At 65.2% G+C, this 25,412-nt stretch carries 29 protein-coding genes; 18 read left to right on the top strand and 11 right to left on the bottom strand.

All coding sequences use genetic code 11. The features are described 5' to 3' along the window. Positions 1-251: 251 nt before the first annotated feature. From CIT40_RS02420 to CIT40_RS02410, 3 genes are read right to left on the bottom strand one after another with little or no spacing between them, the layout of a single operon-like run. Positions 252-425 (bottom strand): AbrB/MazE/SpoVT family DNA-binding domain-containing protein, encoded by a 174-nt coding sequence (locus tag CIT40_RS02420; protein WP_148667162.1) that lies wholly within the window; start codon positions 423-425, stop codon positions 252-254. Between the two features lie 40 nt (positions 426-465). Next, a complete protein-coding gene (locus CIT40_RS02415; protein WP_094897331.1) occupies positions 466-666 on the bottom strand; it encodes a hypothetical protein in 201 nt (66 codons plus the stop codon). 11 nt (positions 667-677) lie between these two features. Continuing rightward, on the bottom strand, positions 678-968 hold the full coding sequence (locus CIT40_RS02410) for a BrnT family toxin (RefSeq protein ID WP_094897223.1): 291 nt from the start codon (positions 966-968) through the stop codon (positions 678-680). A 333-nt stretch (positions 969-1,301) separates the two neighbouring features. Between CIT40_RS02410 and CIT40_RS02405 the strand changes: the two genes are divergently transcribed. Genes CIT40_RS02405 through CIT40_RS02360 form a run of 10 tightly spaced genes read left to right on the top strand, consistent with a single transcriptional unit; the run spans position 1,302 to position 9,065 of the window. Continuing rightward, positions 1,302-2,168 (top strand): hypothetical protein, encoded by an 867-nt coding sequence (locus CIT40_RS02405; protein ID WP_094897226.1) that lies wholly within the window; start codon positions 1,302-1,304, stop codon positions 2,166-2,168. Positions 2,169-2,172: 4 nt separating this feature from the next. After that, positions 2,173-2,394 (top strand): hypothetical protein, encoded by a 222-nt coding sequence (locus CIT40_RS02400; protein ID WP_162307320.1) that lies wholly within the window; start codon positions 2,173-2,175, stop codon positions 2,392-2,394. Further along, positions 2,358-3,065, top strand: coding sequence for a GntR family transcriptional regulator (locus CIT40_RS02395; protein WP_244611899.1), 708 nt, complete (start codon positions 2,358-2,360; stop codon positions 3,063-3,065). The genes CIT40_RS02400 and CIT40_RS02395 overlap by 37 nt, the downstream gene beginning before the upstream one ends. Before the next feature lie 49 nt (positions 3,066-3,114). Continuing rightward, positions 3,115-4,077 (top strand): ABC transporter substrate-binding protein, encoded by a 963-nt coding sequence (locus CIT40_RS02390; RefSeq protein ID WP_094897232.1) that lies wholly within the window; start codon positions 3,115-3,117, stop codon positions 4,075-4,077. A gap of 6 nt (positions 4,078-4,083) precedes the next feature. After that, positions 4,084-4,839 carry an ABC transporter permease gene (locus CIT40_RS02385; RefSeq protein WP_094897235.1) on the top strand — a complete coding sequence of 252 codons (756 nt, stop codon included), beginning with the start codon at positions 4,084-4,086 and terminating at the stop codon, positions 4,837-4,839. Beyond that, on the top strand, positions 4,818-5,624 hold the full coding sequence (locus CIT40_RS02380) for an ABC transporter ATP-binding protein (protein WP_244611898.1): 807 nt from the start codon (positions 4,818-4,820) through the stop codon (positions 5,622-5,624). Before CIT40_RS02385 ends, CIT40_RS02380 begins: the two co-directional genes overlap by 22 nt. Before the next feature lie 7 nt (positions 5,625-5,631). Next, complete coding sequence (locus CIT40_RS02375; protein ID WP_094897241.1) at positions 5,632-6,441, top strand: ABC transporter permease; 810 nt, start codon at positions 5,632-5,634, stop codon at positions 6,439-6,441. 11 nt (positions 6,442-6,452) lie between these two features. Further along, positions 6,453-7,112, top strand: coding sequence for a polysaccharide deacetylase family protein (locus CIT40_RS02370; RefSeq protein ID WP_094897244.1), 660 nt, complete (start codon positions 6,453-6,455; stop codon positions 7,110-7,112). A gap of 3 nt (positions 7,113-7,115) precedes the next feature. Then, positions 7,116-7,985, top strand: coding sequence for a fumarylacetoacetate hydrolase family protein (locus CIT40_RS02365; protein ID WP_094897247.1), 870 nt, complete (start codon positions 7,116-7,118; stop codon positions 7,983-7,985). A 36-nt stretch (positions 7,986-8,021) separates the two neighbouring features. Beyond that, complete coding sequence (locus CIT40_RS02360) at positions 8,022-9,065, top strand: uroporphyrinogen decarboxylase family protein (RefSeq protein ID WP_202975463.1); 1,044 nt, start codon at positions 8,022-8,024, stop codon at positions 9,063-9,065. Positions 9,066-9,099: 34 nt separating this feature from the next. On the opposite strand, the gene CIT40_RS02355 is transcribed toward CIT40_RS02360, so the two are convergent. Next, the gene (locus CIT40_RS02355) at positions 9,100-10,368 is read right to left on the bottom strand and encodes a Spy/CpxP family protein refolding chaperone (RefSeq protein WP_244611897.1); all 1,269 of its coding nucleotides are present in this window, start codon (positions 10,366-10,368) and stop codon (positions 9,100-9,102) included. A 367-nt stretch (positions 10,369-10,735) separates the two neighbouring features. Beyond that, positions 10,736-11,848: a LysM peptidoglycan-binding domain-containing protein gene (locus tag CIT40_RS02350; RefSeq protein WP_094897255.1), complete on the bottom strand. Its 1,113-nt coding sequence runs from the start codon at positions 11,846-11,848 to the stop codon at positions 10,736-10,738. A 182-nt stretch (positions 11,849-12,030) separates the two neighbouring features. Here CIT40_RS02350 and CIT40_RS02345 point away from each other — a divergent pair, with 182 nt between their 5' ends. Both CIT40_RS02345 and CIT40_RS02340 read left to right on the top strand, forming a co-directional pair. Continuing rightward, positions 12,031-12,726 carry a hypothetical protein gene (locus CIT40_RS02345; protein ID WP_162307319.1) on the top strand — a complete coding sequence of 232 codons (696 nt, stop codon included), beginning with the start codon at positions 12,031-12,033 and terminating at the stop codon, positions 12,724-12,726. Positions 12,727-12,914: 188 nt separating this feature from the next. Next, positions 12,915-15,575, top strand: a complete 2,661-nt coding sequence (locus CIT40_RS02340) for a bifunctional diguanylate cyclase/phosphodiesterase (protein WP_094897258.1) — start codon at positions 12,915-12,917, stop codon at positions 15,573-15,575. Between the two features lie 11 nt (positions 15,576-15,586). Here the strand turns inward: CIT40_RS02340 and CIT40_RS02335 are convergent, their stop codons facing one another. The 3 genes from CIT40_RS02335 to dsbD are packed head-to-tail and all read right to left on the bottom strand — an operon-like array spanning position 15,587 to position 18,736. Further along, positions 15,587-16,240, bottom strand: a complete 654-nt coding sequence (locus tag CIT40_RS02335; RefSeq protein ID WP_094897261.1) for a L,D-transpeptidase — start codon at positions 16,238-16,240, stop codon at positions 15,587-15,589. Positions 16,241-16,268: 28 nt separating this feature from the next. After that, complete coding sequence (locus CIT40_RS02330) at positions 16,269-16,913, bottom strand: DsbA family protein (protein WP_094897264.1); 645 nt, start codon at positions 16,911-16,913, stop codon at positions 16,269-16,271. 23 nt (positions 16,914-16,936) lie between these two features. After that, positions 16,937-18,736: a protein-disulfide reductase DsbD gene (dsbD, locus tag CIT40_RS02325; RefSeq protein WP_162307318.1), complete on the bottom strand. Its 1,800-nt coding sequence runs from the start codon at positions 18,734-18,736 to the stop codon at positions 16,937-16,939. Between the two features lie 97 nt (positions 18,737-18,833). Here dsbD and CIT40_RS02320 point away from each other — a divergent pair, with 97 nt between their 5' ends. The 4 genes from CIT40_RS02320 to CIT40_RS02305 all read left to right on the top strand — a co-directional run bounded on the left by CIT40_RS02320 (position 18,834) and on the right by CIT40_RS02305 (position 22,207). Next, complete coding sequence (locus tag CIT40_RS02320; RefSeq protein WP_094897270.1) at positions 18,834-19,499, top strand: response regulator; 666 nt, start codon at positions 18,834-18,836, stop codon at positions 19,497-19,499. After that, positions 19,496-20,893 carry an ATP-binding protein gene (locus CIT40_RS02315; protein ID WP_094897273.1) on the top strand — a complete coding sequence of 466 codons (1,398 nt, stop codon included), beginning with the start codon at positions 19,496-19,498 and terminating at the stop codon, positions 20,891-20,893. The genes CIT40_RS02320 and CIT40_RS02315 overlap by 4 nt, the downstream gene beginning before the upstream one ends. A 34-nt stretch (positions 20,894-20,927) precedes the next feature. Then, a complete protein-coding gene (locus CIT40_RS02310) occupies positions 20,928-21,563 on the top strand; it encodes an NrsF family protein (RefSeq protein WP_094897276.1) in 636 nt (211 codons plus the stop codon). An 80-nt stretch (positions 21,564-21,643) separates the two neighbouring features. Beyond that, entirely contained in the window at positions 21,644-22,207 is a 564-nt protein-coding gene (locus CIT40_RS02305; protein WP_094897334.1) for a DoxX family protein, read from the top strand. Positions 22,208-22,494: 287 nt separating this feature from the next. On the opposite strand, the gene CIT40_RS02300 is transcribed toward CIT40_RS02305, so the two are convergent. Next, complete coding sequence (locus tag CIT40_RS02300) at positions 22,495-22,617, bottom strand: hypothetical protein (protein WP_283810056.1); 123 nt, start codon at positions 22,615-22,617, stop codon at positions 22,495-22,497. A gap of 102 nt (positions 22,618-22,719) precedes the next feature. Next, entirely contained in the window at positions 22,720-22,896 is a 177-nt protein-coding gene (locus tag CIT40_RS02295; RefSeq protein WP_155525985.1) for a hypothetical protein, read from the bottom strand. Positions 22,897-23,185: 289 nt separating this feature from the next. On the opposite strand from CIT40_RS02295, the gene CIT40_RS02290 reads away from it, so the two are divergent. Together CIT40_RS02290 and CIT40_RS02285 are read left to right on the top strand one after the other, a co-directional pair. After that, complete coding sequence (locus tag CIT40_RS02290; protein WP_162307317.1) at positions 23,186-24,325, top strand: lactonase family protein; 1,140 nt, start codon at positions 23,186-23,188, stop codon at positions 24,323-24,325. An 81-nt stretch (positions 24,326-24,406) separates the two neighbouring features. Next, on the top strand, positions 24,407-24,577 hold the full coding sequence (locus tag CIT40_RS02285) for a hypothetical protein (protein WP_167443325.1): 171 nt from the start codon (positions 24,407-24,409) through the stop codon (positions 24,575-24,577). A 7-nt stretch (positions 24,578-24,584) separates the two neighbouring features. Here CIT40_RS02285 and CIT40_RS02280 read toward each other — a convergent pair whose 3' ends face one another. After that, positions 24,585-25,196 carry a PAS domain-containing protein gene (locus tag CIT40_RS02280; RefSeq protein WP_094897282.1) on the bottom strand — a complete coding sequence of 204 codons (612 nt, stop codon included), beginning with the start codon at positions 25,194-25,196 and terminating at the stop codon, positions 24,585-24,587. Between the last annotated feature and the right edge of the window lie 216 nt (positions 25,197-25,412).

The following is a 25,412-nucleotide window of genomic DNA, read 5'->3' as shown; positions in this document are numbered from 1 at the left end:
GCCCGCGTCCACCGCCCCTCACCCCACGAACCCTGACGATCGCGATCCGTCCCTTACCGGGGGGTGAGTTGGGGTGGAGCATAGGGTGTGTCGCGGTTCGGGTAAATAGAAATTTTGGATTATTGGAATATAATGAGCTGATCACACCCTGAAACCGTCGAAACAACCCCATGCAAAGTAGACGGCGGTTGTCGGATCAATGGGTTACGGGGCCAAGCCGGGCTTGAAAAGGCACTTGCCGAAGCCAGAATTCAGCGCGGCGGGTTTCCGCGCGGACGGTCGTCGCAATCCATGGTCTCGACAGCAATCCCGCTTCCACCGAAAAGGGTGATTTCGATGTCATCACCTTCCTTGAGCCCAAGCTTGTCGATCAGTTCCTGGGTAAGAACTACACCCAGATCGTCATTCCATTTGAAAACCTTCATCGCCGCCTCCACTGGGGCAGGTCTATGGTAGCGGCGAGTGCTATTTCTCTGCATCGAGGCGCTCGATGTCTCCCTTGAGGAGAGTATTCACGAGGTCGTTCAGCGAGGTGCCTTGAGTCTCGGCGAGATCCGAGAGGTAGGTCAAAACCTCGGGTTCCAAGTGAACCGGCGGCACAAGGCGAGCGCCTTTCCGGAAGAACTTGCCGCGCGTGGCGGTCGAGAAATCGTATTCGTCCTTCATCGGATCACCGATCAACCTTCATAAGACCTGATCTCGCGGCGGCTCGGGTAGCGTGCCGAGATGATGCGGATCGCGGCCCGGTCCGCCGCCGGTTCGACATAGGTATGAACGACAAGAAGCAAGGTACCTGCCGAGTTCCGGCCCATGGTAACCCATCGCTCCTCCCCTTCGCCAGACTCATTGTCGAGTAGCGACAGGGCCAGCGGGTCGCTGAACACGCCCATGGCCGCGTCGAACGCGACCCCATGCTTGCTCCGATTGCTCTCCGCCTTGATCGGGTCCCAATCGAACTCGAACTGCATGGTCAGAGCTGCCTGGAGAGGACGGGATGTTGGAGGCCGCGAAGAGAATGTAAATCGCTGCCTCGCTGAACGTAGCAATAGGCCTTTCCGCAACAACTTCCAAGCAGTCCCCGATCGTCCTGCCCATACCGCGCGATCTACCGGCTGCGAGATGCGGGATATCGAACAACTCGCCTTGGCCAAACCTCTCCCTATGTTAAGTGTCCGGCCGTTCGCGGGAACGACGGGCGAAAATGAAGGACGGCGTTGCTAATAATCCCCCCGAACCCCATCCTTGCCGGCCGCGACTAACCCTCACCTCAACGCCGAGACATTCTTGTTTGGAGACCACCCGTGGCGTTTGCCTTGCCTTCGCGTGCTTATGATCTGCAGATGCTGGGGCGGCCTGTCGACCGCGCGCGCGACCAGGGTTGGGTCTATGGGCTGCCGCCGGGCATCTCAAGCGCGCAATGGCCGCTCGACCCCGTCACCGGCTATCCCTTGATGCACGGCTTCACGCTGCTGCTGCCGGAGGACTATCGCGTGCATGGTGCGGACATCGTCGCATTGTCGTTCTTTGCCACCGCGCCCGATCACAATGACGGCGGCGCGCCTGACGATCCTGAAGTGCGCGAGGCCGTGCTGGCGCGCGGCTCGCATCCGCGTCTCGCGCGGATGACCGACATTCTGGACTACGGATATGCCGCGCTGCTGCTGACCCGCGCCGAATATGACGGTCCGTTCGCGACGCCGCCGGCGCCCCTTGCGTTGTCGACGGCGGAGCGGCCGCGCTGGCTCGATGTCGGCGGCGCCTGCGCCTTCTTCGAGGCCGCGCCGCCTTACGCCAAGAAGATGCTGGGCGGATCGCCGCGTTCCGATCTCGGCGAGTCCCGCGCCATCGCGATCGCACCGCGCGCCTGTGATCCCAACGCCGGCAAGGGTCCGCAAGACGAGCACACGCACGGCAACCCGCCGACCGGCTATCAGCCCTATTACTATTATGAAGGCGGCAAGCCGGGCCGCGACAATTTCCGCCTGCATGACTGGAGCAACGACCACGCGCCCAACCATCTCGGCGGCACCATGCGGCCGTGCCAGGCGGTGCCGGAGATGAGCCCGTTCTACGTTGAGTTCGAGGAATATTTCGGCGGTTATAATTTCGGCGGCGGCAATGCGCAGCTCGACTTCAAGGAGATGAAATTCGACTGGGCGTGCGGATGAGGCGGTGGCGGCGCTGATTGCGCCGTCATTGCGAAAAGTATTGTGGCTGCGGCGCTCGGATGCCATCGCGGCGAGCGTGCGGCGAACGCCCGCGCTCAACCAGAGCTACAAAAAATCGATTTTCGATTTTCTGTTGACCTCGGAACGCGTGCTTGCAATCATCGCCCCATGGGTCCGCTTCAGTTCGATATGTCCGGGAGCCCGGGCGATGGTCCGCGCAGCCTGACATCGGCGCTGCACGAGCGGCTGCGCGCCGATATCCTGGCGGCGCGGCTGCTGCCGGCGCAGAAGCTGCATATCGCGGGCCTCGCCAAGCAGTTCTCGGTGAGCCTTGCCGCGGTGCGCGAAGCGCTGTCGCGGCTGGTCGCCGACGGGCTGGTGCAGGCCTCGGACCAGCGCGGCTTTCGCGTCAGCCCGGTGTCGCTGGCCGACCTCGCCGACGTGACACAGACCCGGATCGACATCGAAGGGCTTGCGCTGCGGCGTTCGATCGAGCGCGGCGACGAGGCCTGGCTCGCATCGGTGACATCGACCTGGGCGGCCCTGAAGGCCGTGCCCTATCACTATCCCGACGATCCGACCGTGCATTATGAGGAATGGGTGATCCGTCACCGCATCTTCCACCGTGCGCTGGTCAATGCCTGCGGCTCGCCATGGCTGCTCGGCTTCCGCGACGTCTTGCACGAGCAGAGCGAGCGCTATCGCCGCCTCTCGATCCGCCGCGAGCCCGGCGTCAAGCCGCGCGACGTCGAGGCCGAGCACGAGGCGATCGTCGCCGCCGTGACGACGCGCGACGCGGATGCGGCAGTTCGCGCGTTGTCAAAACATTTCGGCACCACCAAGGAGTTCGTCGAGCTCGCCGCCTCGCGCATTGCGGAGGTGAGCCGCACGATTTGACGATCCGGAACAATCCGGCACGCAAAAAAACAGAAACCGGGAGAGAACAATGAAGATCAATCGCCGCCATGCGTTCCTGTCGCTGGTTGCCGCCGCCATGTTGGCCGGCCCCGCGAACGCCGCCGACACCATCCGCGTCGGCCTGCCCACCAAGACCTATTGGCCGACGACGATCGCCGAGACGGCGGTGCGCCAGAAGCTGTTCGAGAAGGAAGGCATCCAGGCCGAGCTGACGATCTATCGCAGCGGCGCCGAGACCTTCGAAGGCATGGCCGCGGGCGCGGCCGACATCATCCTCGATCCGCCGTCGCTGGTCTCCGCCGGACGCAAGAAGGGCGTGATGTCGCGCATCGTCGCCAACGCCGCGATGGGCAATTTCGGCTGGCAGCTGATGGTGCCGGCGAAATCCACGCTCGAGGTCAAGGATCTCAACGGCAAGAAGGTGGCGATCACCGCGGCCGGCTCCGGCTCGGACCTGCTGGCGCTGTGGACCATCCAGGACAAGAAGATCGATTTCACGCGCGTGCCCGTCGGCGGTGGCGGCCTGGTGCCCAATCTGCTCGCAGGCAACGTCGAGGCGGCCGTGGTCTATTCGCCGCTGAGCTTCCAGATCTCGAAATCCGGCGAGGCCAAGAGCATCCTCGACTATTCGACCGCGGTGCCGCCGAACCTCACCGCGGGCTGGATCGTGCTCGACAAGCTCGCGGACTCGAAACCCCAGCTGGTGCAGAAGGCCGTGAATGCTCTCTACGGCGCGGTCGCGTTCATGCGCGCCAACCGCGACGTCACCGTCAAGCTGATCGCCGAGCTCTACGAAATGCCGCCGGAGATCGCGGCCCTCGAATACGACAACACCATCATGAAGCTCGAGACCAGCGGCGACATGGGCGCGGCCAATGTGAGCGCCGCCGTGCAGCTCTCGCTCGATCTCGCCAAGCTCGGCGGGCTCAAGGACATCGTGCCGGCCGAGGACGTGATCTCGACCAAGTTCAAGCCCGTCCCGACCAAGTAAGCCGCGATGCCGAGCACGCTTCTCATCAACCTTGCGCGGATCGCGATCATCGTCGCGGTCCTGGCGCTGTGGGAGGTGCTGTCGCGCACCGGCATCGTCAATCCGCGTCTGCTGCCGTCGGCGTCCGACACGTTCGCCACGCTCGGCGATCTCCTGCAGCGCGCGGCCGTGCAGAAGGACCTGATGGTGACCGCGACCGAGGTGCTGGCCGCGTTCGCGCTTGCCGTTCCGTTCGGCGCGCTGATCGGCTTCCTGGTCGCGGAGAACCGCTATTTCGCCGACGTCGCGAAGCCGCTGCTGTTCTTCGCCTTCAGCATCCCGAAATCGATCTTCCTGCCGATGTTCATCCTGGTGTTCGGGGTCGGCTTCGCCCAGAAGGTCGGCTTCGGCTTCTTCTCCACGATCTTCATCGTGATCATGTCGACCACGACGGCGGTGGAATCGGTCAAGGTCGAGCATCTGACGGTGGCGCGCTCCTATGGCGCCACGCGGATGCAGACCGCGTTCCGGGTCTATCTGCCGAGCATGCTGCCGGTGCTGCTGGAGGCGTTGCGGATCTCCATGATCTTCAACCTCACCGGCGTGATCCTCGCCGAGATGTACGCCTCGCGCGACGGCATCGGCCACCAGATCGCGACCTGGGGCGAGAATTTCCAGATGAAGCAGCTCCTCGCCGGCGTCGTGATGGTCGCCGCGATCGCCATGACCTTCAACGAATTAGTCAGATGGGTGGAAACGCGATGCAGCCATTGGCGAACGTGACCCAATTGAAGCCCGCCGCGCGCGCCGGCGCGATCGAGGTGAAGAATGTCGGCCAGGTGTTCAGGACGAGGTCGCAGGACGTCGTCGCGCTGGAAGACGTCTCGCTCGAGGTCAAGCCCGGCCGCTTCGTCGTGCTGGTCGGCCCCTCCGGCTGCGGCAAGTCCACGCTTCTGATGATGATGGCGGGCCTGCGCCAGCAGACCGCGGGCACCATCACCATCAGCGGCGCGCCGATCCTGCAGCCCGATCCCGACCGGGTCGGCGTGGTGTTCCAGGAGGCGAGCCTGTTTCCCTGGCTGACGGCCGAGGACAATGTCGAGTTTCCGCTGGCGCTGCGCGGCGTGCCGAAGGCCGAGCGCCGCGCCAAGGCGCAGGATGCGCTCAAGCTGGTCGGGCTCGATGGCTTCGGCAGGCGCCATCCACACGAGCTCTCGGGCGGCATGAAGCAGCGCGTCTCGATCGCGCGCGGGCTGGTGCAGGATCCGCCGGTGCTGCTGATGGACGAGCCGTTCGCGGCGCTCGACGAGCAGACCCGCATGACCATGGGCGACGAGCTGCTGCGGATCTGGGCGGCGACCGGCAAGACCGTCGTGTTCGTCACGCACAGCCTCACCGAAGCCGTCTATCTCGCCGACGAGGTCATCGTGATGTCGGCGCGGCCCGGCCGCATCGTCGACCATCTCCAGGTCCAGCTGCCTCGGCCGCGTACCTACGAGATGCTGAGCGGCGATGCGTTCGGATCCTTGCGCGATCGCATCTGGCGTCACATCCGCAAATCGGCGTGAGACGATCATGAGCGCCAGGATAAGTGCGAAGACGCTGCGCTACCTGATCGTGATCGGGCTGATCGCGTTGTGGGAGGGGCTGCCCCGCGCCGGGCTGATCCCCGAGCTGTTCCTGCCCTCGCTGTCGTCCACGCTGGTGGCCGGATGGACCGACGCGGGTGAATATGGCCATGCGCTGGCGGTCACGCTGTATGAGGTCGTGGTTTCCATGGCGTTCGCCTGCGGCGGCGGCATCCTGCTGGGCGCCATCGTCGGCAGCCTGCCGCGCCCGCGCATCCTGATCATGCCGATGGTGTCGAGCCTCTACGCGGTGCCGCTGGTGATCCTCTATCCCGTCTTCACCGTGTGGCTCGGCATCGGCTCGGAGTCGAAGATCGCGTTCGCCTCGATCTACGGCTTCCTGCCGACGATGCTCGCGACCGCCGCCGGCATCCAGACCATCGACCCGCAGCTGCTGCTCGCGGCCCGCAGCATGGGCGCGACGCTGAGCCAGCGGCTGGTCCGCGTCATCATCCCCGCGGCGATCCCGACGGTGCTGTCGGGCCTGCGCGTCGGCGGCGCGCTCGTCATCGTCGGCGTGGTGGTCTCGGAGATGCTGATCTCCTCGGCCGGCATCGGCTATCTCATTTCGCGCTACCGCACCATCCTCGACAGCCCGCACGTGTTCGCGGGCGTGCTGCTCGTGCTGTTCCTCGCCATCGGATTCAACGCCGTGATCCGCTGGATCGAGCGCAAGGCGGCGATCTGGCAGACCGGCACCCGCGCCGGGCAGGCCAACGACGACGCCGCCGTCGGCGCGTTGCAGCCGGCGACCTGAGGTTCGAACGCGTGTACGACCTGACCCTGACATTCGACAACGGCCCCGATCCCGATGTGACGCCACGCGTGCTCGATATCCTGGCCGAACGCGGCATCAAGACCACCTTCTTCGTCATCGGCGAGAAGCTTGCCGATCCCGAACGGCGCAAGCTCGCGGAGCGCGCGCATGGCGAGGGGCACTGGATCGGCAATCACACGTTCACGCACAGCATTCCGCTCGGCGAGCAGACCGGACGCGACACCGCAGAGCGTGAGATCGGCCGCACGCAGGAGGCGATCGGCGACCTCGCGCATCCCAATCGCTGGTTCCGGCCGTTCGGCGGCGGCGGCAATCTGGACCAGCGGCTGCTCAAGCCGTCGGTGGTCGACCATCTCACCCGCAACAAGCACAGCTGCGTGTTGTGGAATTCGATTCCGCGCGACTGGGCCGACCCCGACGGCTGGACGGCACGCGCGCTCGATCAATGCAGCGGGCAGAACTGGACGCTGATGGTGCTGCACGATCTGCCGACCGGCGCGATGGCGCACCTCGATCGCTTTCTCGACCGCGCAGAGGCCGCCGGCGCGCGCTTCCGCCAGGACTTCCCGCCTCCTTGCGTTCCCATCCGCAACGGCGAGATCGCGCTTCCCATCAACGATTACGTTTCCTCCATCGAAGAGAGTGTTTGACCCATGAAAGTCGCAAGCTTCACCATCGCAGGCGCCGCGAGCTACGGCATCGTCACCGACAAGGGTGTCATCGATGCCGGCAAGCGCCTGAAGGCCACTCCGACGCTGAAGGCGCTGCTGGCGAAGGGCTCGCTCGACGAGTTGAAGAAGCTCGCCGGCGAGACGCCGGATTACAAGCTCGCGGACGTCGCACTGCTGCCGACCGTGCCCGATCCCGACAAGATCTTCTGCATCGGCGTCAACTACGCCACGCATCTGGCCGAGAGCGGCCATCCGACGCCGGCGCATCCGATGATCTTCACCCGCTTCGCCAACAGCCAGGTCGGTCATGGCCAGCCGATGATCCGGCCGCTGGAATCCGAGCGTTTCGACTACGAAGGCGAAATGGCCGTCATCATCGGCAAGGCCGGCCGCCGCATCTCGCGTGAAGCCGCGCTCGGCCATGTCGCGGGCTATGCCTGTTACAATGACGGCAGCATCCGCGACTGGCAGCGCCACACCTCGCAATTCGCGCCGGGCAAGAACTTTGCCGGCACCGGCGGCTTCGGGCCATGGATGGTCACGACCGACGAGCTGACCGACGTCACCAGGCAGACGCTGATCACCCGGCTCAACGGCCAGGAGGTGCAGAGGGCGCCGATCTCCGATCTCGTCTTCGACGTGCCCGCTTTGATCGCCTATTGCTCGACCTTCACCGAGCTGGTGCCCGGCGACGTGATCGTGACGGGCACGACCGGTGGCGTCGGCGCCTATCGCACGCCGCCGCTGTGGATGAAGGGCGGCGACACCGTCGAGATCGAGATCTCCGGCATCGGCATCCTCAGCAATCCCGTCAAGGACGAGGGTTCGGTCGCGGCAACGCGCGCGGCCTGAACCGTCGCGCTCGACAACAATAAGAAGGAGACCCCCATGCCCATGCCAACGCACATCCTGCCGACCACCGTGGTCGGCAGCTATCCGCAGCCGGAATGGCTGGTGAATCGCGCCATGCTGTCGAAGGTGGTGCCGCGCACCCGCCTGCACGACATGTGGCGGCTGCCGGCGGAGCATCTGGAGGAAGCCCAGGACGATGCCACCATCGTCGCGATCCGCGACATGGAGCGCGCCGGCATCGACATCGTCACCGACGGCGAGATCCGCCGCGAGAGCTACTCCAACCGTTTCGCCACCGCGCTCGACGGTATCGACGGCGACAATCCCGCGATGATCGTGGCGCGCACCGGCAACACCCAGACGCCGGTGCCGCGCGTCGTCGGCCCGATCAAACGCAAGGGGGCGGTCGAGCTGCACGACATGCAGTTCCTGCGCAAGAACACCGATCGCGCGGCGAAGATCACCCTGCCCGGCCCGTTCACGATGAGCCAGCAGGCCAAGAACGAATTCTACAAGGACGAGGAAGAGCTCGCGATGGCGCTGGCCGAGGCCGTCAATGCCGAGGCGCTCGATTTGCAAAAGGCCGGCGCCGACGTGATCCAGCTCGACGAGCCCTGGGTGCGCAACAATCCGGAGCTTGCCAAGCGCTACGCGGTCAAGGCGATCAACCGCGCGCTGCAGGGAATCACGGTGCCGACCGTGGTGCATCTCTGTTTCGGCTATGCCGCCGTCGTGCCGGGCTCGAACAAGCCGGCCGGCTATTCCTTCCTGGCCGAACTCGACGACACCATCGCCGACCAGATCTCGATCGAGGCGGCGCAGCCGAAGCTCGACCTCGGCGTGCTCAAGGATCTCTCGTCGAAGAAGATCATGCTCGGCGTGCTCGATCTCGCCGACCCCGCAATCGAGAGCGTCGAAACCGTTGCCGAGCGCATCCGCAACGGTCTGAAATATGTCTCCCCGGACCGTCTGGTTCCGGCGCCGGATTGCGGCATGAAATATATGCCGCGCGCGACCGCGTTCGGAAAGCTGAAGGCGATGTGCGACGCCGCGGCGATGGTCAGGCGGGAGATCGGCTGACGGCTTTCAGATGAGGTGTCGTTGCGGTCGCGCCTCACGCGCCCCGCTTCGGCCCGATGGCTTCGAAACCGGCCTTCTGCTCGTCGGTGAGATCCGCCTCGAAATCGTCGAGCGCATCGGCGACGCCGTTCACGGCCTGCAGCATCGTCTGCAGCCGCGCTTTCACGGCGGTGAGGCGGGCCTGCGGCGTCTCCGGCGTCTGTGACGGGCAGGCGCTGAGCGTCTGCATGGTGCGCAGGGCGGTGTCCTGAAGCACCTCGAAGCGGGCGCGGGCGGTGTCGTCGAGGCGGAGCGTGGTGGCGATGTCGTTCGCCGGCCATTGCTGCTGCACCAGCTGCTCGTATTGACGCTGCAGCTTCTCGTCATAGCGTGGATCGCTGTCGGGATCGCAGGCGCGCGAGGCTTTCGCATCCTTGCGCTGCACGGCCGCGAGCGCGGCGCGGCGGCTTTGGCCCAGCGCTTCGAATTTCGCCTTCTGATCGTCGTCGAGCAGACCTGTGAATTTCGCCAGCGGCGGCGCGACCGCGTCGATGGCCTTGATCATGGCCTCGAGCCGCTCCCGCATCAGGCCGAGGCGGTCCGCGGCCGTGGCGGGGGCCTGTGCCGGACAAGCCGCGCGGATGCTGTCGCGTGCGGCATTCCAGGCCGATGCGAGCTCGTCGAGCGCGGTGCGCTGCAGCTCGTTCGGTGCGACCGCCTCTGCGATGCGTTCGACGGGCAGGCCGCCGGTGTCGCTGGCCTCGCACAGTGTCTCGGCGGCCGGGACGCGCCGGCCGCGGCGGCCTTGCGATGCCGTGTAGGCCGCGAGCTCGGTCGCCGCATAGGGCGCGAAGAGCGCGGCATAGATATCGCCATAGCCGTAGAGCGAGAGGCTGGTCGCATCGCCGAGGACGACGGCGTTGGTGAGGTCGTCATGTGCGAACGGCCAGAACACCGGGCCAACCCAGCCGTAGCTGCCATCCGGATGACGCCACCAGCCTTGCGGGCGGCGGCCGCCGTGCCAGCCCGCAAGCGCGGCTTGCGCCGTGAGCGCCGCACGCAGAACGTAGGGGTTGGCGGGTTGGCCGCGCTCGGCGCCGCGCGGATCCTGTGATCTCAACGCGGCGGAGCGGTATCGGCTGCCCCGCACCGCCATGCGGGAATGGCGCAGGCGCGACATGCCGAGCATATGGCCGACGGCGAAACGCGCAACGCCGAGCGGACCGCCGCGGAAGCCGAACTGCGCTTCGGCCTTCACCGGCAGCAGCACGGTTGCGATCATGATGGCCGCGCCGGCCAGCGCCAGTTTCGTGCGTCCCGACATGACCGCAGACCTGACCAATTCGGCCTCCTCCCGGCTGCCCCGCATGCAATACGTCGCAGCCGGGATGACGCGCCGGGGAACCAAATGTTCCTTGGAGGCACAGGGCAAAGCGTCGCGGGCGATGGCTTATCCAGGTCTGCGCAATGATGCTCGGCGGTGACCTGAGCGCACGCCTCGTCCTTCGAGACCGCTGCGCGGTCTCCTCAGGATGAGGCTCAGCAGCATCGGAGCTTGTTGAACCGGGTGCCACACACTCGGTCCTCATCCTGAGGGCCCGCCGGAAGGCGGGCGTCTCGAAGGAGGGCTGCAGGCGAAATCGTGAGCGATCGTCCCGCGCTTGCGGGAAACGAGAGAGGACAGCTCGCCCTCACTCCGCCTTTTGCGGCATCACGAAGGTCTGGCCGGGATAGATCAGATTGGGGTTGTGGATCTTGTCGCGGTTGGCCTTGAAGATCACGGCGTAGCGGGCGCCGTCGCCATAGGCGAGGCGGCTGAGCGCCCACAGGCTGTCGCCGCGGGAGATCACCCGGCTGCCTGGCTCCACCGGCGCGGCGTTGAGGATTTCCGCGGGCGAGGCGGATGCAATCGTCGTCGCCGCCGGTGCCCGCGCCATGACCCGGGGTTTCGGCGCGCCGACCAGCCTCGGCCGGGCCGCGGACCTGTCGGATGCCGAGGCGAGATGCGACGGCAGGGACGCCACGACGTCCGATTTGTCGTCCGGCTTCTCGGCCTGCCTGGTCTCTTGCTTCGCCACCTGTGCCGGGCGCGGGGGCGGCGGCGCCGCCTCGGCGATGGTCACCGGCATGGTGCGGCTGGACGTCGTCACCGTGCCATCCGGCGCCTTGGCGCGGAGTGTCAATTCATAGGAACCGGCGGGAAGCTGCGGCGGGGTCATCACGAACTGACCCGAGGCGTCGGCAGTCACCGTGTCGAGCGGCTTGCCGTCGCGCAGCAGCTCGATCTTGGCCCCCGGCACGGCACGGCCCGCAATGACCGCCGCCTCGCCGTGATCGTCGACGCGGGCGACGTCGAAACGGGGGCCGGTGTCAGCGACCGCCGCCGGCGGATTGGCGGGCGCGAGGTCTGGCAGCGCCGCGGCCTGCTTCTGGATCTCGGCCAGCGCAGCGGCCTTCGGCTCGGGCGCCGGCGCTGCGGCTGGAGCTGCGGGCGTGGTGGCGGCAAGCTTCGGCTGATCCGGCTTGGGCTGATCCGGCTTGGACAGATTCGACTTGGGCTCCTCCGACTTGGACTCGGGCTTGAGGTCGGCCTTGGCCTGAACCTTGGCTTCGACCTTGGTTTCGCCCTTGGGTTCGACCTTGGCCACCGCTTTGGGCTCGACCTTGGGCTCTGGCTTGGCGGCAATATCGGTGCTGGTCCCGCCCGGCAGCAGGCGTCGCAGCTCGGTCGGACCGATCACCAGCACCGTGCCGACCAGTGCGAGCAGGCAAAGAGCAATGAAGGCCTTGGATACGGTCATCATCGGAAAAGAACCTTGGGTGGCAAATCAACCGAGGGCGGCAAGGTGCGCCGATTTGGCTGCGGCAGCAAGACGGTCGATGGGATGATAGCCCCGCCCCGGCGCCTATCAAGGATGAACCGGCACCCCCCTGCCGGCGTCAAATCATTCGAGGCCGCATCGCTGCATTCTTCAAGGAATTTCCTGTGATCCCCTTTCGCCGTCCTGCCGCGTGGCTGGCACTTGCCTTGACGCTCGCCGCCGCCCCTGCTCTCGCTGCCTCCGGCCCGCCGCCCGGCTTCGTCCTTTCCGACAATTCCGAGCTCGCCTTCACCTCGCCCGACGGTGCGACCAGGCTCGAGCAGTACATCAAGGACAGCGAAGACCTCTTCGACGTCAAATGGCAGGTCTGGGCGCGACGCGGCGAGCAGATGACGGAGTTGAAGCCCGAGCAGGGCTATCCGGCCGGCTTTCGCTTCACCAGCGACTCGCAATGGCTGGTGCGGATGCAGAAGACCGGCTCCGGCGAGCAGGATCTGTTTCTCTACCATGTCGAGAACGGCGCCTTCGTCAGCGCGACGAAGCGATCACTCAGCGATCTCGCCTGGTCCTATTTCCACAGCCGTCCCGACACCGGGAACATGAAGCTCGACTACCACATCTCGGCCAATCTGATGAAAGGCACCGAAACCGCCTATCGATGGCTCGGCGTCGACTGGCCGGACAACCGCTATTTGCTGATCTCGTTGTCGGGCGAAATGGACAAGCATCCGAAGAACATCGCCGTGAAGGGGCTGGCCGACTGGAAATGCCGCTATGACCTCAAGACCGGTACCTTCGACGTGCCCAAGATGTTCGCCAAGGGCAACGCGGAAGCGCTGAACTGGCAGATCAAACGGTGAAAACTGTGCCGCGATCGTCATGCCCGGGATGAAGCCCGTCCGTGACGCTGCGGCGACTTTGGTGGGCCCAACACAACTCCGCGCTGGAACCAAACCCTTGATTCCACTCCTATTCATCCTTTCCTAACCTTCGATGGTAACGGGGTCTTGTCGGTTTTGCCGTACCTTGCATCCCACGGGAGGGCTGCATGGGCACATCGATCCGATGGACCGCGCGCATGCGCGCGTTGCTCCGTCGCTGGCGGGGAGCGCCACTGACATGGCTGATCGTCGGCGGCTTCGTGCTGATGGCCGCGACCGCCATCGGCACCGCGCTCACTGTCGACCGCTTCCGGCAGAACGCGATCGAGAGCGGCCGCGACAGCCTTGAAAGCTCCGTGCGCCTGCTGGCCCGGCATTTCGACCGCGAGTTCGAGGATTTCGCGGTGCTGCAGAAGAGCATCATCGCCGAGCTCGAGAGCCGCGGCATCGAATCCGCCGACATCTTCCGCAGCGAGATGGGCACGCTGGCGATGCACGAGGTCATGCGTGCAAAAGCAAGCGGCTGGTCCGACGTCGCCGGCGCCAATCTGTTCGATTCCAGCGGCATGCTGATCAACTCGTCGCGCCGCTGGCCGGTCGCCGATATCTCGGTCGCCGACCGCGGCTATTTCAATCGGCTCAAGAACGATCCGGTTGTGCAGGAGGACGTGGAGGTCGTGCCCGGGCGGTTCGGCGGCGGACCGGCGATCGTGTTCGCCCGGCGCGTGTCCGGCCCGCATGGCGAGTTCCTTGGACTGGTCTCCCGCGCGATCACGCCCGACCAACTCGAGTCCTTCTTTGCCTCGACCGGACTCGGCGAGGACTCCTCGATCGCGATGCACCACCAGAATGGCCAATTGCTGGCGCGCGTTCCGCGCGTCGATGCAATGATCGGCCAGAACTTCCGCAAGGGCACGCCGGAGCAGATGGCGGTGTTCGACCGCACCTTCGTCACGATGCAGCTTGCAAGTCCGATGGACGGCAAGGACCGCATCGTCGCCTCGCGCATGTTGACCGGCGAGCCGCTGGTCGTGGTCGCGACCAAATCGCTCGATGCGACGCTCGCCACATGGCATACGCAGACGAAATTCTTCGTCACCATCGCCGTGCTGTCGATCAGCCTGCTGGTGCTGACGCTGTTCCTGGTCTTCCGCCAGGTGACGCACCGGCTCTCGCTGGAGAAGCAGCGGCTCGACACCGCGATGAACACGATGACGCAAGGGCTGCTGATGTTCGACCAGGACGAGCGGCTGATCGTCTGCAACAGCCGCTACATCGAGATGTACGGCTTGTCCCCCGAAGTGGTGAAGCCCGGCGCCGATTTCCGCGACGTGATCCGGCATCGCCGCGACACCGGTTCGTTCCACGGCGACGTCGAGAGCTATTGCGACGACATCCTGAGCAACGCCGGCCGGACCCAGAGCGCGATCGTCGAAACGGCTGATGGCCGGCTGATCGAGATCAAGAACCAACCCGGCGCCGCCGGCGGCTGGCTCGCGACCCATGACGACGTCACCGCACGCATCCGCGCCGACGAGCGCATCGCCCATTTGGCGCATTACGACGCGCTGACCGACCTGCCCAACCGCGTGCTGCTGCGCGGCCATCTGGAGCGGCGCGTCGCCGAGCTCGGCCAGGGCAAGCCGTTCGCCATCCTCTATATCGACGTCGACGAGTTCAAGGGCGTCAACGACTCGCTCGGACACGAGGTTGGCGACGAGCTGCTCCGCCAGGTGGCGAACCGCCTCCGCGCCTGCGTTTCCGGCAACGACCTCGTCGCGCGGCTCGGCGGCGACGAGTTTGCGATCGTGAAGGCCGAGACCCGCGATCCCGCCGAGCTATCGGTGCTGGCGGAAAATATCCTCAAGGCGTTGCGTGCGCCGGTGGATTGCAGGGGCCAGGACATCCCGACCGATGCCAGCATCGGCATCGCGATCGCGCCCGATCACGGCGACAATCTCGACGATTTGCTCAAGCGCGCCGATCTCGCGATGTATGCGGCGAAGTCGGAGGGCCGTCGCACCTACCGCATCTTCACGCCCGAATACGACGCCAAAGCGAGGCTGCGCCGCCAGCTGGAGCTCGATCTGCGCCAGGCGCTGGCCCGCGGCGAGTTCGAGGTGCATTACCAGCCGCTGGTCGATCTCGCGGCCAATGTCGTGACCGGCTGCGAAGCGCTGCTGCGCTGGCGCCATCCCGAGCGCGGCATGGTCTCGCCGGCGGAGTTCATTCCGGTGGCGGAAGACACCGGAATGATCGCAGAGATCGGCGAATGGGTCTTGAGGCAGGCCTGCCTGGAGGCCGCCTCCTGGCCCGGCCAGATTCACGTCGCCGTCAACGTCTCACCGGTGCAGTTCCGCTCGCGGACGCTGGCGCTCAAGGTCGCCGCCGCGCTCGCAGAGTCGGGGCTTGCACCCGGGCGGCTCGAGCTCGAGATCACCGAGACCGTGCTGATCCGCGACGACGAGGAGGCGCTGACGATCCTGCAGCAATTGCGCGAGCTCGGCGTGCGCATCGCGCTCGACGATTTCGGCACCGGCTATTCCTCGCTGAGCTATCTGCACCGCTTCCCGTTCGACAAGATCAAGATCGACCGCAGCTTCATCAGCGACATCGGCGAGCCCGAGGATTCCTCCCCGATCGTGCAGGCCGTGGTGCAGATGGCCGCCGCGCGCCACATGGCGACGACCGCCGAAGGCGTCGAGACCGAGGCCCAGCGCGAGGTGCTGCGAAAGCTCGGCTGCAGCCAGATGCAAGGCTGGCTGTTCAGCCCGGCGGTGCCGGCGGCGAAGTTGAAGCAGCTCCTGGCGACGCAGGCGGCGGCCTGAGGCAAGGCCCCCTAAAGCACCACGACTTTCGTGTGCAGGGGCACCCGCCCATAGAGATCGATGATATCCTGGTTCATCATGCGGATGCATCCGGACGAGACCGCCTTGCCGATCGACTGCGGCTCGGTCGTGCCATGGATGCGATAGCGGGTATCTCGTCCGCCCTTGAACAAATAGAGCGCACGCGCGCCGAGCGGGTTTCCCTCTCCGCCCTCCATACCGCGCGCCCATCTGGCGTAGCGCTTCGGCTCGCGTGCGATCATGGCCACCGTCGGCGTCCAGTGCGGCCACTCCCGCTTGAGCTGGATGTTCGCCGTGCCCGTGAATTCAAGGCCGGCGCGACCGACCCCGACCCCGTAGCGAACGGCCTTGCCGCCTTCCTCGACGAGATAGAGTAAGCGATTATGCGGATCGACTACGATGGTCCCAGGAGGTTCCCTCGTGCGGTAAACGACGACCTGGCGCAGAAAGCGCGGGTCGACCACCGACACGTCGATCGCATCGACCCGGGACTTCTCCGACGCGATCGCCGCGTAATGCGCCGCGCCGGCCAACTGGCGTCCGTCAAGGCCAGCCGCATCGGTCGTGACGCATCCTGCCACGGTCAGGGGAAGTGTGGCCGCCAGGAATAGCGTCCTGGCTGCATTCTGAAGATGGGCGAACATGAGCGGGCTTTCCCTAATTGGATGCCGGTCAACCGGCCTTCTGACCGGCTTGCCTGGCGCGGGCGTCGGCCACGGCGTGCTGGAAACCTTCGTAAGTGAGCGCCTGGTTGACCTTGTAGGGCCCGATGAGAAAGCCCGGCGTTCCCTGGAAGCCGACCGCATCGGCGATTGCCAGGTTTCGCTTGAGCAGACCGGTGATCTTGGCGTCATTTGCCTTGATATCGACATCGAGGCGGTTCATGTCGACGCCCGACTTACGCACGGCGTCGATCATCTGCTGCTGCGAGATCCCGTAGCCGGGGACGCTCATCAAGGCGTGATGCGCGACGAGATATTTGTCCTGGTATCTCGCCCCAAGCGCGAGCTTGGCCCCGACGATCGAGCTCGGGGCCAAGACCGGCCAATCCTTGTAGACGAGCCTTATCCTTCCGTCGGCTTTCACCAGGCGCTCGAGATGAACGGCGGCATCCTTGCAGAACGGGCAATTGTAGTCGAAGAAGTCCACGATCGTGAGATCGCCTTCAGGGTTGCCCGCTGTCGGGGCCTCGGGATCGGCAAGGATCATCTCGCTTGTGATTTCGTTCTCGGCGCTGTGCGCGAGGGTCTTGGTGAGCAGCAGCGCGGCGGCTCCGGCGAGGCGCAGGAAGGTCGAGCGGGAGACTGCTTTGTTCATGTGTTGCTCCAGGGAGTGTTGCGTTAGCCGCGCTCGGCTACGGCGATCTTGTCCAGGAAATCGTGCACTGCGGTTGTACCGACAGTTCTGGTGCCGTCGACTTCCCGCCCCATGGCATTGAGAAAGACCAGCGTTGGAGGTCCGACGACCGAGAACCGTTCCATGAGTTTCTTGCTCGCAAGGTCGTACCGGGTCATGTCGGCCCGGATCAGACGCAGCGCCCTCAACCGCTGGCGCACGGCCTCATCCGCGAAGACGGCACGCTCCATCAACCGGCACTCGGTGCACCACGCGGCCGAAAAGTCGATCAGGACTGGGCGGCCCTCCGCACCGGCGGCCGCGATAGCCGTGTCGAGATCGTGCTCATTGGTTACTGTCTGAAAGCTGTCGGATTCCAGCCCTGGCGCGGCGATCGGCAGGGTCACGCCCGCCCAAGCGAATGGTTGCAGAGGGGCATACCAGCCGGCAATGCCGCCAATGGTCAAAAGCCCACCATAGATCGCGAGCGCACCGGCCGCCGCCACGGACGCCACGCGTCGCCAATGCCGCCGTGTCTGGCCGGCTTCCGGCCAGCCAAGCCACAGGGCGATGCCGACAGCAAACGCGCCCCACGCGAACGCGATCGAGGACAGCGCCAGGATCCGTGACATCATCCAGATGGCGACGCCGATGAAGACGATACCGAACGCCTGCTTGATACGGACCAGCCAAGGCCCGGACTTCGGCAGAGCCGTCGCCCCGAACGTTCCGAACGCCAGCAACGGTAGACCCATGCCGAGGCCGAGAGCGAACAGTGCCGCCGAGCCTCGCATCGCATTTCCGCTCTGCGCGATATAGACCAGTGCCGCGGCCAGCGGCGGCGTCACGCAGGGACCGACGATCAGAGCCGAGGTGAAGCCGAGCAGCGCGGCCCCACCGATCGATCCTGCGCGGTCCGGTCCGACCGTCAACCGCGCGCTCCACGCATGCGGCACCTGCAGTTGATAGAATCCGAACATCGAGAGAGCCAACATGACGAACATGAGGCTCATCAGGCCGACGGCAATCGGAGTCTGCAGGATCGCCTGAAGGTTTCCCCCGAACCAGGCGGCGAAAATACCGAGCACGCCATAGGCGCCCGCCATCGCGAGCACATAGGCCGCGGACAGCAGAAAGCCCCGCCCCGGCGACAGCTTCTCCGCTGAGCGCGTCAGCATCCCCGACAGAATCGGTACCATGGGAAGAACGCACGGCGTAAAGGCGAGCAGCACTCCGAAACCGAGAAAGGCAAAAAAGGTCGAAACGAGGCTGCCGCCTAGATCGGGTGTGGTCGCACCGTTAGGCGGCTCTTCACCCGGAACCGTCGGAGTCGGCTCCTCGGCCGCCGACGAGGACAGCGAGCGCATCCCGTCCTCTCTGTCGTCGGCATCGCGAACGATCAACGTTGCTAGGTCGACAACCTTGGTGATCGGAGGATAGCAGATCGTGTTCTCGCCGCAGCCCTGATAGGTGACGCGAAGCTCGCCGGTCTCGGGCAGCGCATCGATAAGGGCGGTCGCCTCATGGTGATAGACCTCGGTCGGTCCGAAGGTTGGATCGTCCTTGGTCTCGCCCCGTGTCGTCGCGATCTTGAGCGGCTTGCCGCCGAGGCTTGCCGTGATCCTGTCGCGATAAAGATAGTATCCCGGTTCGATCGACCAGAAGAGCTCGACGCCTTCCTCTTCACCTTGTGTGACATCGAATCGGAAGGCCTCGTCGGGCGGTTTTGGGCCCGCCGCGGCCGCGCCGAGCCCAAAGGCCTGAAGCAGAAAGGTAACAAACAAGATCGTCCGCACGTAAGACATGAAAGGCCTCGCTTGATTGCGAACGCCGATCTGGGGAGCACACCTTAAGCCAGCCTTAAGGCTGCAGGGCGACGGCTTGAAGTCAGAGGACAAAGCCATGCGCATTCTCGTCGTCGAAGATGATCCCGTCCTGTCCGACGGTTTGCGGACCGGGCTCGGCATGTTCGGCGCTACGGCCGACGTGGTGGCGAGCTGCGCGGACGGACGTGCTGCGCTGGCAAGCAGCGAGTTCGATGCTCTCGTTCTCGACCTGATGCTCCCGGACGGGGCTGGGCTCGATCTGCTCGCCGACATACGGGCGGCCGGCGACCGCACGCCGGTGCTCCTGCTAACCGCACTCGACGAAATCGCCGATCGCGTCAAGGGCCTCGACGCGGGGGCGGACGACTATCTCGGCAAGCCGTTCGACCTGGATGAACTCGGCGCGCGGCTGCGCGCCATCTGTCGGCGTCAAAATGGGCGGGCGTCGCCGCTGTTGTCATGCAACGGCATCGTGCTTGATCCCGCCACCATGTCGGCGGCCGTACGTGGCGAGAGGGTCGGGCTGTCGCGGCGCGAATTCGCCGTGCTGCAAGCGCTGATGGAGCGGCCAGGCGTGCTGCGCTCCAAGGACGCGCTGGAGGCCAGCCTCTACGGTTGGCAAGAGGAGATCGAGAGCAATGCTGTCGAGGTCCACATCCACAAGCTGCGCGCCAAGCTCGGACGACAGGCGATCGAGACTGTGCGCGGCATCGGCTATCGCATCCGGGTGAGCGCATCATGATGTCGCTGCGGATGAGGCTCTTCTTGATCCTGGTGGCGGCCACAGGCGTGATCTGGCTGTTCGCCATCGGCTGGATCTATGTCGGCACAAAGCACGAGGTTGAAGGTGTGCTCGACGCCCGGCTCCAGGAAGCTGCGCGCATGGTGGCTTCGCTCGTGCCCACCAAGGGCGTCACAACCCCTGAGACAAGCCGCGACGCACTTCCAGGAATTCCGATCTACGAGCGCCAGCTTTCCTGCCAGATATGGTCGCTCGACGGCCGCCTGGTCGCGCGGTCGCGCGGGGCGCCGCGCTCGAGACTCAGCGACACCGAAAGCGGCTTCTCCCAACGCGAAATCGACGGCGAGAGCTGGCGCGTCTTCACCGTCGAGGATGCCGACAAGGGCATCCGCGTGCTGGTCGGCGACCGCCTCGGCATTCGCGAGCATCTGGTCGCTGGCATCATCAAGGGGCTCCTCGCTCCGACGCTGCTGATCGTTCCGCTGCTCGGTTTCCTGATCTGGTCCAGCCTCACCAGCGGCTTGCGGCCGCTGCGCACGCTTGCGCGCGAACTTCAGATCCGCGACGCGGATGACATGAGCCCGGTGCAGGCGGACCGGGCCCCGGCCGAGATCCTGCCGATGACGGCCGCACTCAACGCGCTGTTCGAGAAAGTCGAGAGCGCGCGACGACATGAGCGCGAGATCACGGCGTTTGCGGCCCACGAGTTGCGCACGCCGCTGGCAGGCCTGCAGACCCAGACGCAAATCGCGATTGGCACGAGTGATCAGGCGGTGCGCGAGCGGGCGCTGCGACAGATCCTGGTTGCGGTCGACCGCACCACTCGCCTCGTTCGGCAATTGCTGGCGATGGCGGATCTCGACGCCTGCCACAATGCGCCACCAGACGCCGCCGTCAATCTCGGCGGCGCCATCGAGGAGATCGTCGACGCCGTCCCCGGCCATGATCGCGTCCGCGTGGAGATCGAACCAGCGTTGCGCGAGACGACAGTGACGGCGAATGCCGCGCTGCTTGTGCTCGCGTTACGCAATCTGCATGAGAACGCGGTAGAACACACCTCCGACTCCGGCCTCGTGCGTTGGTGCGTCGACAGGAACCCCGACGCCATCGTGATCGCCGTCGAGGACGAAGGCCCCGGCATCCCGCCGGACGAACTGAAACTCGTCACACGCCGCTTCTTCCGCGGCCGGCTCAAGCGCCCCAGGGGCAGTGGGCTGGGGCTGTCAATCGTCGAGCTCGCGCTGCGTGCAAACGGCGCAAGACTCGACCTCTTCAACCGCGGCGACCGAAGCGGACTGCGCGCCGAGATCGTCTGGCCGTTGCCTTCTGACAAGACGCCCGCTCAGGCTCGGCGATCAGGCCCGGTCCTTCGTTTTGCGACGAGGACATCGTGAGACAGGAGCTCGCACATCGCAGGAGCATGAGGCGATGAAGACGGACCAACTCATCAAGGCATTGGCGGCGGATAACGCGCCGCGGCGCTCCTTCCTTCGCGCCTTCGTCTACACCACCGCCTCGGCCGTCGCTTTCGACGCCATAATCTTCTTTGCCGCGATCGGGCCCAGGCCGGACATTGCGGTCGCTGCCGAGACCTGGCGATTTCTGTTCAAATTCGTGGTTACGCTCTCGCTGGCGGTGCCGGCTACGACGCTGGCCTACCGGTTGACGGCGCCTGCAATGTGGGGGCTAGGCCGGCTCGGCATTCTCGTAGTGCCGCTGTTTCTGTTGCTTGCGGCGACAGCTTTCGAGCTCGATTTGGTGCCCAGCTCATTGTGGATGGTCCGCCTGATCGGTTCGAACTCGGTCAACTGCATGACGCTGATCCCGCTTTTGGCTCTGGCTCCGCTGACGTGCTTCCTCGTCTTGCTGCGGGACGGCGCCCCGCGCGATTCGGGATTGACCGGTGCAGTCGCCGGCCTCGCCGCGAGCGCAATCGCCGCAACGTTCTATGCGCTCAACTGCTTCGATGACAGTCCGCTGTTCGTGATCACCTGGTATCCGCTCGCGATGTCAATCGTCGTGGCGGCCGGCTATCTCGGTGGCCGCTGCTTTCTCACCTGGTGACGAAGGAATTGTCCTTAAGATCCACTTAAGCGGCTACGGCGATCGCTGCGCACTCGACCACAAGGATCAGGATGAACCTCATGAGTGCATTGTCATCGGACCGTCCCGCCTTTTCCGTCGCGGGCTGGGCGAAACTGGCCGGCAATCTTTCCGGCTGGAGCGCATGGCCGCTTCGTCTCGTCTTGGGCTATGGCTTCATCGTCCATGGCTGGGCGAAGCTGAGCCGCGGCCCCGAGAGCTTCGCGACGTTTCTGCACGCTATCAACGTGCCCTTCCCGCTGTTCTTTGCCTGGGCTACCACGGCAACCGAGCTGATTGGTGGCCTTTGCGTTCTGTCCGGCGCGTTTGTCGCAGCGGCTAGCGTGCCGTTGTCGGTCGTGTTGCTGACCGCGCTCTTCACGGTCCATCTCCCTTACGGCTTTTTCTCCGTCAAGCTTGCGGGCATTTCTCCGGACGGAGTGAAGTTCGGCCCGGTCGGTTACGAGCACATCCTGCTCTATCTTGCCGGTCTGATCAGCCTTGCGATCAGTGGCGCAGGCCCATTGTCACTAGACGGATGGCGTACGCGACGTGCTGGCGGAGACAGCAAGGGGGACAACCATTTCGGACGCAAAGGACAATCTCGCGAGAATTCACCGAGATAACATCAACCGACTGGCCGTCAGACTTGTCTAACGGACCTGGAGCGGTGGCAGCTTGAAACCCCGGCTGCGGAGCAGAAATTATCGCCTCGCTGAGACGGGCGGGAACTACGCCCGGCGGGCATCGGCCAACATTGCACGCGCACGACGACGGGCGCTACGCAACACCGAGGCCAACCCCGCCGGGCGCACCATGGTCTGGCCGTATGACGTCAACGGCCGCCCCTTGATCCGCTGCTTATGCCGCGCAGCATGACCTAAGCCGAGACAAACTCTGCAGAGGTCGGGACTTAAATCCGCCGTCTGGCGGCCTGCACTTCGACGAACTCGGAATCGGGGTGGCTGACGATGGTGGCGACCCAGATGCCGCTGATGATCAGCGACCAGGCGGTGTCCCAATAGATCCAAAACACGAGCCAGCCTCCGTTTCCATCTCTGACGTCTGCGGGACGGGTAACGGCATGGCGATGCCGCCGTTCCCATCAGGAGGCGCGGCACGACCGCGCGGCAAGACGCTATTTTGGTTTGGTCGGCGGCGGGGCGCGATCGGTTTGGCCGGTGTGGCGCTTTGCCACGACGTCCTCATCGCGCTCGCCTTCACGCGGGCGCGGCGGCGGCTCGGGCTGGCCGGCCTGACCGCCATGCTTGCCGCCCATGTCGGGCTTGCCTTCGAGATCGTTTTCACTGGGCATGCCGGTTCAATGCGCTTGCGCGGCATTGGTTCGAAGCCGCATCGGCTGTTTTCGCCCTTTGGACCGGTTCATGGGATCGCCGTCTCTTGCAGTGCAGGATGACCGGCGCGCCAGTGCGGCGCAATGCATCTTTCCGCCTGCACTGCGGCAGTGCGGCAGCCCATCCGGTGCGGACCGATACGATTCGGCATCGATCGATCCCAACTGGAATTTGGTGCGGCGGCGCGCCGCCCGCTATCCTCTTGAGCAAAACGACAAGGCCGCGACCCGGCCCGCGAGGAGGAGTACCATGTTGAGACCTGCCCGACGCATCGCATCCCAGGCGCGACGCGCTGCGATCGCCACCACCCTCGCCTTCCTCGCCCTCGTTTCTGGAGTCCGCGCCGGCATGGCCGAAACCTTCGCCTATGTCGGCAACGCCGACAGCAACGACATCAGCGTGTTCAAGATGGATGACCGCGGCGAGATGACCCCGGTGCAGACCGCCGCCTTCAAGGGCGTCGACAAGCCCGGCTCCTCGACGCCGCTCGCGATCACGCCCGACCACCGCGTGCTGATTGCCGGCGTCCGCTCGCAGCCCTACCTCGCGGTGAGCTTTGCGATCGATCCCCGGACGGGCCGGCTCAGTCCCGTCGGCAACGGACCGCTCCCCGACAGCATGGCGAACATCGCGATCGACCGCAGCGGAAAATTCCTGTTCAGCGCCTCCTATGGCGGCAACAAGGTCGCGCTGAATCCGCTTTCCGCCGACGGCGTCGCCGGCGAGCCGAAGCAAGTGATCCCGACCGGGCTGAACGCCCACGCCTTCCTGCCCTCACCGGACAACCGCTTCGCGTTCGCGACCAATCTCGGCTCCGACCAGGTGCTGGCCTTTGCCTTCGATGCGACGACCGGGACGCTGACGCCGAGCGATCCGCCGGCGCACAAGGTGCCGGAGAAATCCGGGCCGCGGCACTTCGTCTTCCACCCCAATGGCAAGTTCGTCTATCTCGTCCACGAGCTGAACGGCGACGTCGCCGCGTTCAGCTATGAAGCCAGGAGCGGCGCCTGGGACGAGATCCAGCGCACCACCGCATTGCCAGAAGGCTTCACCGGAAAAGAGCCTGATAAGAAGGCTTGGGCCGCCGACATCCACATCACTCCGGACGGTCGCTTCCTCTACGCCTCCGAGCGCACCACCAACACGCTCACCGCCTACAAGGTCGATGCGGCCAGCGGCAGGCTGACCACGATCGGCAGCGTGCCGACCGAGAAGCAGCCGCGCGGCTTCCAGATCGATCCGACGGGGCGCTATCTCGCCGCGGTCGGCGAGCTCTCCGACAGCATGACGGTCTATGCGATCGACCCGAGCAGCGGCGCGCTGGCCAAGCTGAAATCCTATCCCACCGGCAAGAAGCCGAACTGGGTGGAGTTTTTGAATCTGCCGTGAGGGGGCCCGTGGAACGCACGCCGCCGACCTACGTAAACATCCGTAATTTCGGAAACCGCGCCTTGTCGTCATATGTCGGTCATGGACCGTCAGATCGTCTTCAAATGCCCGCAGACAGGGATGAATGTGCAGCATCGGCTCGGCGACGAGCCGGGCGACCGCACGCATGTGTCGGTGTCCTGTCCGGCCTGCACACGCCTGCATTTGATTGATCGGGCCACCGGCAAGCTGCTGGGTGATCGCGGCCGCTGACGATCGTTTACGTCCGCGCCGTGACCTGTGCCGTGACGTCCTCGACATGGTGCAGCAGGTAGACCAGATGGCCCGCGGTGTCGTGGATCGGCGAGTTGATCGGCTGCCAATGGCGCTCGACGAAGACGCCGTCGGGATTGCGGATGTCGTAGCGCTGGATCGCCATGGCATGCGCCTGCCCGGTTTCCCCGACGATCCTCAGGCTGCTGTAGAGATTGCTGACGCCATCGGCGAGCGGCTCGTCGGGATTATCAGGAAATATCTCGAACAGTGACCGGCCGACGACATCCGCCCGGTTGGTCAGCGTGGCCGTGGCGTAGGCAGCGTTGATGTCGACGATGACAAGGCCCGGCCCGGGGTCCAGCAGCATGTAAGGATGCGGTGAGGTATCGAATTCGGGCTGGAATTGCCGCCGGATCGTGTCAGCGTCTCCGTGGTGACGCCGACGCTGTTCCAACGGCGTCGCATCGGCCCCTGATGCCGCCGAGTTCAGCAGCGCCAACTGGCGCTTGGCCGACGCCAGCAACGCGCGCACGGTGCTCTGCACCGTCGGGTCGGCCGTTTCGTTGAGCAGCCGCTCGAAATGAACGATATTCTGCTCACAAACGAACCGTTGCATCCCATCACGACCATAAGTTGTGCGACTGCGATGCCGCGTCTTCCTGATCCTAGTTCAATACAGGCGACCCGGGCAGATGAGAAGGCCGTGAGCTACGGCACTTTGGGAGTAGTGCCGGCCGCGGTGCACCGCCCGGGAAAGCGAACCTGTTCTCCATTCGCGCGACTCATCAAAGACTTGCTGCGACGACCTGCGGCGGTGTGGCCTTCCTTTTTG

This window comes from Bradyrhizobium amphicarpaeae, from assembly GCF_002266435.3.
GTDB classification, from domain to species: domain Bacteria; phylum Pseudomonadota; class Alphaproteobacteria; order Rhizobiales; family Xanthobacteraceae; genus Bradyrhizobium; species Bradyrhizobium amphicarpaeae.
This window is presented reverse-complemented; position numbering and strand designations above follow the sequence as displayed.